The organism is Streptomyces sp. NPDC031210 (assembly GCF_055570395.1).
Map to the genome: position 1 here is coordinate 329,043 of NZ_JBVIHH010000005.1, position 12,397 is coordinate 341,439.

The following is a 12,397-nucleotide window of genomic DNA, read 5'->3' on the forward strand; positions in this document are numbered from 1 at the left end:
GTCCCGTCTGACGCCTTTCTCCGGTTGGCCGCTTTTTCCCGGCACATCCGGTCCGCGCACGGGGCGGAACCGTCTCCGCCGCGCCGCCGCACACGCGCGCACATTCGATAGTGGCGACGGCGCCCACTGGGCATGCTCCCCCCATGTCCGAGTACGAGTGGGATCGCACCACCATGGCCGTCGTCGCCTCCGCCCTCTCCGGCGACAGCGACGGCGCGGTGGAACTCCTCCGGCCTCTCCCCCAGCGCGATGTCTGCCACATCGCCGTCCGGCTGGCCGCGATGGCCGCCGACGCGCTGATCGCCGCCGCGCTGGACAGCGGGGGCGACCGCGCGGAGGCGCTGTCGCAGTGGCAGCAGTGCATCCTGCAGCACGAGGCGGAGTACGAAGGGGAGGACTAGGGGGAGGGCCAGGGGGAGGGCCAGGGACGTGTTCTTCGGATCAGGCCGGCCCGCGGCCGTGGTCCGTCCTCATTCCACCACCGGCAGCAGCTCGGGCAGGTGGCCGTCCGAGGCGAGGGCGGCGGACTGCCGCTCGGCGGGGACCGGGCCGTAGGTCGTCGTGCGGGGGCGGGCCGGGCGGCCCGCCGCCTCGGCGATGGCAACGAGGTCCTTGATGGAGCGGTGCGAGCCGTAACTGGAGCCCGCCATGCGGGAGATGGTCTCCTCCATCAGGGTGCCGCCCAGGTCGTTGGCGCCCGAGCGGAGCATCTCGGCGGCGCCTTCCGCGCCGAGCTTGACCCAGCTCGTCTGGATGTTGGTGATGTACGGGTGGAGCAGCAGCCGGGCCATGGCCGTCACGGCGCGGTTGTCGCGGGTGGTGGGGCCGGGGCGGGCGATGCCTGCGAGGTAGACGGGGGCGTTGGTGTGGATGAACGGCAGCGTGACGAACTCGGTGAAGCCGGCGACGTTGTGCGCCAGCGCCTCCTGCTGCGTCCGCGCCAGGAGGCGCAGATGGCCGAGCCAGTGGCGGGGCTGGTCGACATGGCCGTACATCATGGTCGAGGACGTGCGGATGCCCAGCTCGTGGGCGGTCTTGATGACCTCGATCCAGGTGGCGGTGGGCAGCTTGCCCTTGGTGAGGATCCAGCGGACCTCGTCGTCGAGGATCTCGGCGGCCGTCCCGGGGAGGGTGTCCAGGCCGGCGTCGCGGGCTTCGGTGAGCCACTCGCGGATCGACAGGCCGGTGCGGGAGGCGCCGTTGACGACCTCCATCGGCGAGAAGGCGTGCACATGCATGCCGGGGACCCGCTCCTTGACGGCGCGAGCGATGTCGAAATACGCGGTGCCGGGCAGGTCGGGGTGGATGCCGCCCTGCATGCACACCTCCACCGCGCCGACGTCCCACGCCTGTTGGGCCCGGTCGGCGACCTGGGAGAGGGAGAGGGTGTAGGCGTCGGCGTCGGTGCGGCGCTGCGCGAAGGCGCAGAAGCGGCAGCCGGTGTAGCAGACGTTGGTGAAGTTGATGTTCCTGGTGACGATGTAGGTGACGTCGTCGCCGACCGTGGCGCGGCGCAGGTCGTCGGCGATCCGGCACAGGGCGTCCAGCGCGGGCCCGTCGGCGTGCAGCAGGGCCAGCGCCTGGTCGTCGGTGAGCTTCGTCGGGTCGTCGGCGGCCCGGGCGAGGGCGGCGCGGACGTCGGTGTCGATGCGCTCGGGCAGCATCCCGGGGGCGGCGGCCTCGCGCAGCGCCTCCCAGTCGCCGTAGACCTCGTCGAAGTCGTCGCGGCGGTCGGTGGTGCGGCCTTCGGTGTCGATGGTGTGGTGCAGGTCCGTACGGCCCGAGGCGCTCATCGAGAAGCCCTCGTCGGGCTCCTGCCAGGGGAGGCCCTGGACGACGGCGTCCTCGCGGGCCAGGCCGGTGGCGGGGTCGGCCAGGGCGCGGACGTGCGGCAGCAGCCGGGGGTCGAGCCAGGGCTCGCCGCGCTGGATGAACTCCGGGTAGATGGGCAGCCGTTCGCGCAGTGCGAAGCCGGCGGTGGCGGTGTGCGCGGCCAGGTCGTCGATCTGGGGCCAGGGGCGCTCGGGGTTGACGTGGTCGCGGGTGAGCGGGGAGACCCCGCCCCAGTCGTCGATGCCGGCGCCGATGAGCATGGCGTACTCGCCGTCGACGAGGTTGGGCGGCGCCTGGATGCGCGTCGAGGGGCCCATGATGTGCCGGGCCACCGCGATCGTCGCGGCCAGCTCCTCCAGTTCGGCGTCCGGCATGCCGCGCATGGCCGTGTCCGGCTTGGCGCGGAAGTTCTGCATGATCAGTTCCTGGATGCCGTGGTAGGCACGCTGGACGCGGCGCAACGCGAAGACCGACTCGGCGCGCTCCTGGTAGGTCTCGCCGATTCCGATCAGCAGGCCGGTGGTGAAGGGGACGTTGGAGCGTCCGGCGTCCTCCAGGACGCGCAGCCGGACGGCGGGCTCCTTGTCGGGCGAGCCGTGGTGCGGGCCGCCGGGCTCGCTCCACAGCCGCTCGGCGGTCGTCTCCAGCATCATGCCCAGGGAGGGCGCGACGGGCTTCAGGCGCTGGAAGTCCGTCCAGGACAGCACGCCGGGGTTGAGGTGGGGCAGCAGTCCGGTCTCTTCCAGGACGCGGATGGCCATGGCGCGGACGTAGGACAGGGTGTCGTCGTAGCCGTGCGCCTCCAGCCATTCGCGGGCCTCGGGCCAGCGGTCCTCGGGCTGGTCGCCGAGCGTGAAGAGGGCTTCCTTGCAGCCCATTTCGGCGCCGCGGCGGGCGATGTCGAGGACCTCGTCGGGGGACATGAACATGCCGTGGCCGTCGCGGCGCAGTTTGCCGGGGACGGTGACGAAGGTGCAGTAGTGGCATTTGTCCCGGCAGAGCCGGGTGAGGGGGATGAAGACCCCCTTGGAGTAGGTGATGACGCCGGGGCGGCCGGCGGCTTCCAGGCCCGCGTCCCGCACCCGGGCCGCCGAGGCGCACAGGTCCTTCAGGTCGTCGCCGCGGGCCTGGAGGAGCACGGTGGCCTCGGTGACGTCCAGCGCCACGCCGTCGCGGGCGCGTTTGAGCGCGCGGCGCATCGCGTTGGTCGTCGGCCGCCCGGGCTCGCCGGCGGGGCCGCCCGCTTCCCGGGCGGCCCCTCGGTCGGATCCCCGGTCAGGTCCCTGCGCGCTGGAAGTCATCCTCCGAGCATACGAGCGCCCGCTGACAGCGCTGCCGCGGGACATCCGGCCGCGGGTGTGCCTCTGATCACCAGAGGCGGAGGTTCCCTCCGGGGGGTCCGGGGAACACCCCGGCGGCGCCACCGGTCAGGCCCGGGGCACGGTCGGCAGGCCGGAGAGGAGCTCCTCGGAGTACGTCCGGGTCAAGAACTCCAGGTTGTGGCCGTCGGGGTCGTTCAGGTAGAGGCCGCGGCCCCCGTCCAGACGGTTGACGGTCTGGGGTTGGGTGTGTCGGGGGTCGGCCCAGTACGGCAGTTCGCGCTCCTCTATGCGGGCGAGGATCGCGTCGAACTCGTCCTCGGTCACCAGGAACGCGTAGTGCGTCGGCACGAAGTCCCCTCCGTCGGCGGGGCGTTCCATGTAGTCCAGCGTCACTCCGTTGTCCATCGCGACGGCGGCGAACGGCCCGTACGCCTTGGGCTCGGGCGCGTCGAGAAGGCCGGTGAGGAAGCGTGCGGAGGCGAAGCGGTCGGTGCTGAGGATGATGGTGTGGTCGAGTCGGGGCATGGGGGTCTCCCTCTTCGTTCGGGCCGCCGGTCCGGGGCGGGTCCGGCCGGGACCGGCGGAGGCCGCCGCGTGGACCGGCGGCGGCTCCCGCCCGACGCTACGGCCGGCCGGGCGGGCCACGGATCGGTCCACGGTCCCAACCGTCGCTCAGGGCGCGTACGCCGATGGTCCTAGGCGTACGCCCTCGCCCGGCCGCCCCGGTGGCCGAAACCGACCGGCCTGCGGGCTCCGGCCTCAGAGGTACTGGGCGTAGTCGTCCAGCGTCCGCAGGACCTCCGCCTCGTCGGCGGGCGGCAGTTGCAGCACCACCTCCGGCACGCCCAGCTCGCGGTAGCGCGCCAGCTTCCCCGCCGACGGGCGGACCGCGTACGGCACGACGACGGGCTCGCCCGTGCGTCCGGCGTCCGTCCACGCCCGACGCAGCACCGGCAGGTTTTCGGCCAGTCCCCGGCCGCCGATCGGCAGCCACCCGTCGGCGGACGCGGCGATCCGGGCGAAGAGCCGGGGGCCGGCCGCGCCACCCATCAGGACGCGCGGCGCGCCGTTCGCCGGTTTGGGATGGGCCAGGGAGGCCCGTACGGAGCCGAACTCGCCTTCGTACGCGTTGGGTTCGGCCGCCCACAGGGCGCGCATCAGAGCCAGCCGGTCCCGCGCCAGGTCGCGGCGGGTCGACCAGCGCACCCCGTGGTCGGCAGCCTCCTCGACGTTCCAGCCGACGCCGACGCCGAGCGTGAAGCGGCCGCCGGAGAGGAAGTCGAGGGTCGCGATCTGCTTGGCGAGCACGATCGGATCGTGCTGGGCGACGAGGGTGACCCCGGTGCCCAGGCCGATCCGCTCGGTGACGGTCGCGGCCTGAGCCAGGGCCAGGAGCGGGTCGAGGGTGCGGCCGTATTCGCGGGGCAGCGGGCCGCCCATGGGGGCGGGGGTGTCGCGGCTGACCGGGATGTGGGTGTGCTCGGGGAGGTAGAGGCCGGCGAATCCGCGTTGTTCCAGCTCACGGGCCAGATGATCGGGCCGGATCGTCTCGTCTGTCAGGAAGATCGTGGTCGCGATCCGCATGGGTGGGCACCTCCGCGTCAGGCGTGTGGGGGACCGAATGTTGCCGTACCGTCCGCCGGTTATCCACAGGGCTTTCGCTGCCTGTCACACCCGCGTACAACAGTTTTCACACGGCGGCGCGAACGGCCTGGGCGAGGACACGCCGGGAGGCAGGGTGGGGATGGAACGACGGGATGTGCTGAGGCTTTCGGCGGGCGCGGGCGCGGCGGGCGCCCTGACGCTCGCGACGGTGCGCTTCGCCAGGGCGGCGCCCGCCGGGCGGCCGGGGGCCGGGGCGGCCGACGGCGACGGGTCGGGCGGCGGCGGGGACGGAGCGGGCGGTTCCGGCGAGCAGTCCCGGACGGTCACCGGGCATCTGCCCACGGGCGCCCCCGACTTCGTCTACCTACCGCTCGACATCCCGCCCGGCGTCCGCGAGATCGCCGTGTCGTACCGCTACGACAAGCCCGCCGTCCCCGAGGGCACGGTCGGCAACGCCTGCGACATCGGCATCTTCGACCAACGCGGCACGGCGCCGGGCGGCGCGGGTTTCCGCGGCTGGTCGGGCGGGGCCCGGTCGGAGTTCTTCCTGCGCGCCGACGCCGCCACGCCCGGCTACCTCCCCGGCCCGATCGACGCCGGCACCTGGCACCTCGTCCTCGGCCCGTACACCGTCGCGCCCCAGGGCCTGACCTACGAGGTCACCGTCACCCTGCGCCACGGCCCTCCGGGGCGCACCCCGGTGCCCGTGTATCCGCCGGAGCGGGCCCGGGGCCGCGGCCGCGCCTGGTACCGCGGCGACAACCATCTGCACTCCGTGCACTCCGACGGCAAGCGCACGCCCGCCCAGATCGCGGCGCTGGCCCGCGCCGCCGGGCTGGACTTCCTCACCACCACCGAGCACAACACCACCTCGTCGCACTCCGCGTGGGAGGGCCTGTGGGGCGATGACCTGCTGATCCTGACCGGCGAGGAGATCACCACCCGCAACGGGCACGTCGTGGCGATGGGCACGGACCCGGGCGTGTTCCTCGACTGGCGCTACCGCGCCCGCGACCACGCCTTCGCCAGGTACGCCCGCGCGATCCGACGGGCCGGCGGCCTGGTCATCCCCGCCCATCCGCACGCCCCCTGCATCGGCTGCGGCTGGAAGTTCGGCCTGGACGACGCCGACGCGGTGGAGGTGTGGAACGGCCCGTACACCCTTGACGACGAGGTCTCCCTGGCCGAGTGGGACCACACCCTGGTCGCGCACACCCGCGGCCGCGCGGCCTGGTTACCGGCCGTCGGCCACAGCGACGCCCACCGCGATCCGGACGTCATCGGCCTGCCGCAGACGGTCGTGCTGGCCGAGGAGCTCTCCCGGCGCGCCCTCCAGGACGGCATCCGGGCCGGCCGGGTGTGGATCGCGGAGTCCTCGGAGATCGGCCTGTCGTTCACGGTGACCGGCGAGCGGGGCGAACACGCCGGTATCGGCGAGCGGTTGGCGGTCGGCCCCGCCGCGCGCGTCACCGCCCGGCTGACCGTCTCCGGCGCCCCCGGCTGCGCGGTCTCCTTCGTCACCGACGAGGGCCGCCTGCACACCGCCCCGCTGCCGCCCTCCGGCGAGGGCACGGTCGGCTGGCAGACCACCGCCCGCTACGCCGCCTACATACGCGCCGAGGTCCGCCACCCCGCCACCGCGCCCGGCCTGCCGGGACCCATGGCGGCCCTCACCAACCCGGTCTTCCTGGGCCGGGGTTGAGGTCAGCCGTGGCCGAACTCGACCGCGACGTCGTACAGGCCGGTGCTCGACGTGATCGGCGTCGGGGCGTCCTCGCGCGCGGCTCGGGTGCGGTCGCGGAACGCGGGATCCGCCGTGGCGGCCTCCCACGCCTCCCGGCTTTCCCAGTGCGCCACGTTGACGAGCTGGAACCGGCTCTCCGACGAACGGGCCCGGTGCAGCCGGGAGTCGAGGAAACCGGGCTTGGCGCTCATGAGCGCCGCGCGCTCCTGCCACTGGGCGACGAACGCGTCGACCTGTTCGGCGGCCACTTCGAAGACGTTGATGAACGTGATGGACGCGTCCGGTGCGTTCACCGGCTGGCTTTCTATGGTCATGAACGGACACTATCCGACCGATAACTGCCCCTTTGAGGAGGGCCAGTTGCCCCACCTCACCCCGGCCACACGAGCGACTGGAGCTCGCTGTAGGCGTGCAGCCCGTAGGAACCTCCGTCCCGCCCGACGCCGCTGCGCTTGAACCCGCCGAACGGCGCCTCCATGTTCCGGCCGACCGTGTTGACCCCGACACCGCCGGCCCGCAGCCGCCCCGCGACCCGGAAGCCGCGGGCCACGTCCCCGGACCACACGTAGTCCAGCAGCCCGTAGTCGCTGTCGTTGGCCAGCGCGATGCCCTCCTCCTCGTCCTCGAAGGGCACGACCACCACCACCGGGCCGAAGATCTCCTCGCGGGCCACCCGCATCGCGTTCGTGCAGCCCGCGAAGAGCGTCGGCGCGACATAGAAGCCGCGCCGCAGCGGCGGCCGCACGCCCCCCGTGACCAGCCGCGCGCCCTCCTTGAGGGCCAGCTCCGTGTACGCCTCGACGCGCTCGCGGTGCGCCGCGGAGATCACCGGGCCGACGACCGTGTCCGGCTCCCGCGGATCGCCGATCTTCAGCGCCCGCGCGTAGCGGGCGAGCGCGTCGACCAGCCGGTCGTGGATCGCCCGCTGCGCGTACACCCGCGTCGGCGCCGTACAGATCTGCCCGCTGTAGAAGGAGAAGGTGGTGCCGATACCGGCCACCGCGGACGCGAGCCCGGCCTCGTCCAGATCGTCGAAGACCAGCGCCGCGCCCTTGCCGCCCAGCTCCATCAACTGCCGCTTCATGCCCCGCCCGCACACCTCGGCGATGCGCTGCCCGACGGCCGTGGAGCCGGTGAAGCTGACCATGTCCACCCCGTCGGCGGCCACCGCCGCCGCCCCTACCTCGGGGCGCGCCCCGGTGACGACATTGACCACCCCGGGCGGCACACCGGCCTCGGCCAGCGCCTCGGCCATCCGGAACACCGACAGCGGGTCCTGCGGCGCCGGTTTGACGACGACCGTGTTGCCCATCGCCAGCGCCGGCGCGATCTTGCCCGCCGGATTCGCCCAGGGGTTGTTGTACGAGGTGACGCAGGTGACCACGCCGACCGGGCGGCGTACCGCGAGCGCCCCGTACACCCCCGCCCGTCCCATCACCCCCGCCTCGGTGACCTGCGGCGGCAGCCCGGTCTCCACCGGTTCCAGCGCGCCCCGCGCGTAGCGCTGGAAGCGGGCGATGGACACGCCCACCTGGAGGGCGCGCGCGGTGGCCGTCGTCGCCCCGCTCTCCGCGCTCGCCAGTCGGGCGTACGGCACGAACTCGCGGCGCATCACCTCCGCGGCGCGGTCCAGGACGGCCGCCCGGTCCCGCGGCGCGGTGCGCGACCAGCTCCCGAACGCCTCCCGGGCCGCGTCCACCGCCGCCTCCACCTGCGCCCGGCTCGCCTCCGGGGCCCGGCCGACGACCTCCTCGGTCGCCGGATCACGCACCTCGTAGTGCCCCAGATCCGGCTCCACCCACCGCCCACCGATGAACAACCGCTGGTCGACGGCCGCTTCGCCGCCGCTCATCGGGTACTCACCGTCCTGGTGTCGCGCCCCGACCGCAGCACCGTCCCCGGCACCGCGCCGGTCACCACGTCGTCGCGGATCGTCTCGACACCGTTGACGCGTACGCTCACGATCCCCAGCGCCTTGGAGTCCAGCCGCGGACTGTCCCCCGGCAGGTCGTGCACCAGCGTGGCGGGCCCGGCGTCGATCCGCCCGGGGTCGAAGAGGACCAGGTCGGCGTGGTAGCCCTCGGCGATCCGGCCGCGGTCGCGCAGGCCGAAGAGGCGGGCCGGGTCGTCGGTGAGCATCCGCACGGCCCGCTCCAGGCCGACGAGCCGGCGCCCGCGCAGGCAGTCCCCGAGGAACCGGGTGGTGTACGGCGCGCCGCACATCCGGTCCAGGTGCGCGCCGGCGTCCGAGCCGCCCAGCAGGACGTCCTCGTGCTGCCAGGTCTCCTGGCGCAGCGCCCAACTGGCCGGATCGTTGTCGGCGGGCATCGGCCACAGAACCGTCCGCAGGTCGTCGTGGGAGCAGATCTCGACCAGGCAGTGGAAGGGGTCCTGGCCGCGTTCGGCGGCGATGTCGCCGACCACCCGGCCGCTGAGCCCCGCGTTGGCCGGGGAGTAGGTGTCCCCGATGACGTAGCGGTCGAAGTGCGCGAGCCGGCGGAAGACCCCGGCCTCCTTGCTGTCGGCGCGGCGCAGCATCCCGGCGCGTACGGCATCGTCGCGCAGGGCCGCGATCCGCTCGGGCACCGGAAGGGCGAGGATCTCGCCCCAGCCGGGGATGAGGTTGAGGGCGCAGAAGGTGCCCAGGGACATGTTCATGGGCGTGAGGATGGGCATGGTCAGCGCCACGATCCGGCCGCCGGCCTTCCGGGCGCGGGCGCTGGGTACGAGCTGGCGCGGCACCCGCTCGGGCACGGCCGCGTCGATGGTCAGCACGTTCCAGTTCAGTGGGCGCCCGGCCGCCGCCGACATCTCCACCAGCAGGTCGATCTCGTCGTCGCCGAACTGGTCCAGGCAGCCCGCGACGATGGCTTCGAGCTGGGTGCCTTCGTGGTCGGCCACCGCCCGGGACAGGGCGAGGAGTTCGTCGGGGCGGGCGTGCCGGGAGGCGACCGGCGCCCCGTCACCGTCGGAGTGGGTGGCGGACTGCGTCGTGGACAGGCCCCAGGCGCCGGCGTCCATCGCGTCGTGGAACAGCCGCAGCATCGCCGCCAGTTGCTCCGGGGACGGCTGTCCGCCGATGGCGTCCGCCCCCATGACGTAGCGGCGCAGCGCGCAGTGGCCGACCATGAAGCCCGCGTTGACCGCGATGCGGCCCTCCAGCGCGTCCAGGTACTCGCCGAAGGTGTGCCAGTTCCACGGCGCGCCCTCCTCCAGGGCGACCAGGGACATGCCCTCGACCTTGCTCATCATCCGCCGGGTGTAGTCGGCGTCCTGGGGGCGGTCGGGGTGCAGCGGGGCGAGGGTGAAGCCGCAGTTGCCGCCGGCGACGGTGGTCACGCCGTGGTTGAGCGAGGGGGTGGCGTACGGGTCCCAGAACAACTGGGCGTCGTAGTGGGTGTGCGGGTCGACGAAGCCGGGGGCGAGGACCAGGCCGGTGGCGTCCTCGCCGGTGCGGGCGGGCTCGGCGACCGTCCCCGGTTCCGCGACGATCGCGGTCCGCCCGTCCCGGATGCCGAGGTCGGCGGGGTAGGAGGGGGCGCCGGTGCCGTCCACGACGGTCGCGCCCCGGATCAGGTGGTCGAGCATGGCGGGCTCCTTTCCGGTGCGTGCGCGGGGGCACCGTCTGGGGCTGCTGGGACGTATGGGCCGGGCCGGGTGGGCCGCATGGGCCGGGCCCCTCCCGCCCCCGGTGGCTACGCGGTGCCCGCGGCCCGGCGGAAGCGGCTGGTGCGGTGCACCGGATCGGTGTCGATCTTGGGGATGACGTGCTCGCCGATCAGCTTGATCGAGGTGAGGGTGTCCTCGTAGCCGACACCGATCGGCAGGCCGAACGAGAGCTGGTCGGCTCCGGCCTGCTCCCAGCGCTTGCACTGCCGCAGCACCTCGTCGGGGTCGCCGCAGATCATCAACTCCTCGGCGATCAGCAGCTCGATGATCTCCTCGGTGTACTCGGGCAGCAGCTCGGGCCACTCCGGGACGCCGTCGGGGCGCGGGAAGGTGTCGTGGTAGCGGAACAGCAGCGACTGGAGGTAGTTGAGCCCGCCGCCGACCGCGATCTCGACGGCCTTCTGGTGCGTCTCGGCGCAGATGGCCGTCGAGGTCACCATGACGTTGTCGTTGACGAAGTCCCCGACCGGCTCGGCTTCCTTCACGGCCGTCTTGTAGGAGTCGACGACCCACTCCATGTCGGAGACCTTCTGCACGCTGAAGCCCAGAACGCCCAGGCCCTTCTTGCCGGCCATCGCGTAGGAGGTGGGCGATCCGGCGGCGTACCACATCGCCGGGTGCGACTTTCCGTACGGCTTGGGCAGGACCTTGCGCGGCGGGAGCTGCCAGTGCTTGCCCTGGAAGCCCGGGTACTCGTCCTGGAGCCACATCTTGGGGAACTCCGCGATGGTCTCCTCCCAGAGTTCCTTGGTGTGGTTCATGTCGGTCACGCCCGGCATGAAGCCGAGGATCTCGTGACTGCCGGCTCCCCGCCCGGAGCCGAACTCGAAGCGTCCGCCGGAGAGGTGGTCGAGCATGGCGACCTTCTCGGCGACCTTCACCGGGTGGTTGACGGGGGCGAGCGGGTTGAAGATGCCCGAGCCGAGGTGGATGCGTTCGGTGGCGTGCGCGAGGTAGCCGAGGTAGACGTCGTTGGCCGAGAGGTGCGAGTACTCCTCCAGGAAGTGGTGCTCGGAGGCCCAGGCGTATTTGAAGCCCGACCGGTCCGCCTGGATGACGTACTCGGTCTCCTCCATCAGCGCGTGGTGCTCGGCCTCGGGGTCCACAGCCGCCCGCGCCGCCGGCACGTATCCCTGCACAAACAGCCCGAATTCCAAGGGGTTCACCGTCCCGAAGTCTTTGCCCAACCGAACTGACGGAGCGTCAGATTCGAATGTGGTCGACTGTTCCACCGGCACCGGGGGCCGTCAATAGCTGACGACCCATCAGTACCGCCGCATCAGAGGAGGCGCGTCAGAACGGGCGCGTCGCGGCAGGCGCCTCAAAGCAGGCGCCTCGAAGCAGGCGCGTCAGAAGAGGCTGACGCCCGCCAGCCACCCGCCGTCGATGACGAACGGCTGCCCGGTGATGTACGCGGAGTCCTCACCCGTCAGGAAGAGCGCCAACTGGGCGACCTCCTCGGGCCGCCCGATCCGTCCCATCGGCACGAGCTTGCGGTACAGCTCGTCCACCGCGCGCCCGGCCTCGACCGGGTCGGCGTCCGGGTCGAGCGCGGCCGGATTCGTCATCGGGGTGTCCACCGCCCCCGGACACACCGCGTTGACCCGGATCTTCTTCGCCGCCAGCTCGACCGCGGCCACCCTGGTCAGCCCCAGGACCGCGTGCTTGGTCGCGGCGTACGCGCCGACGAACGCCATGCCCGTCAGGGCCGTGTACGACGCGGTGTTGACGATCGTGCCGCCGCCGGCCGCCTCGATCTCGGGCGCCACCGTACGGATACCCAGGAAGCAGCCGACCTGGTTGACCTGCACCACCTGCTGGAACTCCTCCAGCGGGGTGGACACCAGCTCGTTGAACCGCAGTATCCCCGCGTTGTTGACCAGCCCGTCGATCTTCCCGAAGGCGTCCTTCGCGGCGACGACAGCGGCCCGCCAGTCCTCCTCCCGCGTCACGTCCAGCCGGACGTACCGCGCCGAGCCCTCTCCCAGCTCCTTGGCGAGCGCCTCGCCCTGCCCGTCGAGGACGTCCCCGAGCACCACCCGCGCCCCTTCCGCGGCGAACAGTCGCGCCTCCTGCTCCCCCTGCCCGCGCGCCGCACCCGTGATGATGACGACCCGACCGTCGAGCTTGCCCATGCCTGCACTCCTCGTGTGTTGTCACGCGCCGACGTCATGTGCGGAAGCGGTCCGCTTCGCGTGCGGAAGGCCCGCTTCGCGTGCGGAGA

At 72.7% G+C, this 12,397-nt stretch carries 10 protein-coding genes; 2 read left to right on the forward strand and 8 right to left on the reverse strand.

The features are described 5' to 3' along the window. Positions 1-143 precede the first annotated feature (143 nt). Entirely contained in the window at positions 144-401 is a 258-nt protein-coding gene (locus ACZ45Z_RS12805; protein WP_468360590.1) for a hypothetical protein, read from the forward strand. Positions 402-470: 69 nt separating this feature from the next. Here the strand turns inward: ACZ45Z_RS12805 and ACZ45Z_RS12810 are convergent, their stop codons facing one another. The 3 genes from ACZ45Z_RS12810 to ACZ45Z_RS12820 all read right to left on the reverse strand — a co-directional run bounded on the left by ACZ45Z_RS12810 (position 471) and on the right by ACZ45Z_RS12820 (position 4,739). Continuing rightward, a complete protein-coding gene (locus ACZ45Z_RS12810) occupies positions 471-3,134 on the reverse strand; it encodes a bifunctional FO biosynthesis protein CofGH (protein ID WP_468360593.1) in 2,664 nt (887 codons plus the stop codon). Positions 3,135-3,260: 126 nt separating this feature from the next. After that, on the reverse strand, positions 3,261-3,680 hold the full coding sequence (locus ACZ45Z_RS12815; protein WP_468360596.1) for a VOC family protein: 420 nt from the start codon (positions 3,678-3,680) through the stop codon (positions 3,261-3,263). Positions 3,681-3,914: 234 nt separating this feature from the next. Continuing rightward, positions 3,915-4,739: a TIGR03619 family F420-dependent LLM class oxidoreductase gene (locus ACZ45Z_RS12820; RefSeq protein ID WP_468360599.1), complete on the reverse strand. Its 825-nt coding sequence runs from the start codon at positions 4,737-4,739 to the stop codon at positions 3,915-3,917. Between the two features lie 160 nt (positions 4,740-4,899). On the opposite strand from ACZ45Z_RS12820, the gene ACZ45Z_RS12825 reads away from it, so the two are divergent. Next, complete coding sequence (locus ACZ45Z_RS12825) at positions 4,900-6,462, forward strand: CehA/McbA family metallohydrolase (protein WP_468360602.1); 1,563 nt, start codon at positions 4,900-4,902, stop codon at positions 6,460-6,462. A 2-nt stretch (positions 6,463-6,464) separates the two neighbouring features. Here ACZ45Z_RS12825 and ACZ45Z_RS12830 read toward each other — a convergent pair whose 3' ends face one another. The 5 genes from ACZ45Z_RS12830 to ACZ45Z_RS12850 all read right to left on the reverse strand — a co-directional run bounded on the left by ACZ45Z_RS12830 (position 6,465) and on the right by ACZ45Z_RS12850 (position 12,308). Beyond that, positions 6,465-6,818 carry an antibiotic biosynthesis monooxygenase family protein gene (locus ACZ45Z_RS12830; RefSeq protein ID WP_468360605.1) on the reverse strand — a complete coding sequence of 118 codons (354 nt, stop codon included), beginning with the start codon at positions 6,816-6,818 and terminating at the stop codon, positions 6,465-6,467. A 56-nt stretch (positions 6,819-6,874) separates the two neighbouring features. Further along, entirely contained in the window at positions 6,875-8,356 is a 1,482-nt protein-coding gene (locus tag ACZ45Z_RS12835) for an aldehyde dehydrogenase family protein (RefSeq protein ID WP_468360608.1), read from the reverse strand. Further along, a complete protein-coding gene (locus tag ACZ45Z_RS12840) occupies positions 8,353-10,092 on the reverse strand; it encodes an N-acyl-D-amino-acid deacylase family protein (RefSeq protein ID WP_468360611.1) in 1,740 nt (579 codons plus the stop codon). The genes ACZ45Z_RS12835 and ACZ45Z_RS12840 overlap by 4 nt, the downstream gene beginning before the upstream one ends. Positions 10,093-10,199: 107 nt before the next feature. After that, a complete protein-coding gene (locus ACZ45Z_RS12845) occupies positions 10,200-11,330 on the reverse strand; it encodes an LLM class flavin-dependent oxidoreductase (protein ID WP_468360812.1) in 1,131 nt (376 codons plus the stop codon). A gap of 192 nt (positions 11,331-11,522) precedes the next feature. After that, positions 11,523-12,308, reverse strand: a complete 786-nt coding sequence (locus tag ACZ45Z_RS12850; protein ID WP_468360614.1) for an SDR family NAD(P)-dependent oxidoreductase — start codon at positions 12,306-12,308, stop codon at positions 11,523-11,525. Positions 12,309-12,397 lie beyond the last annotated feature (89 nt).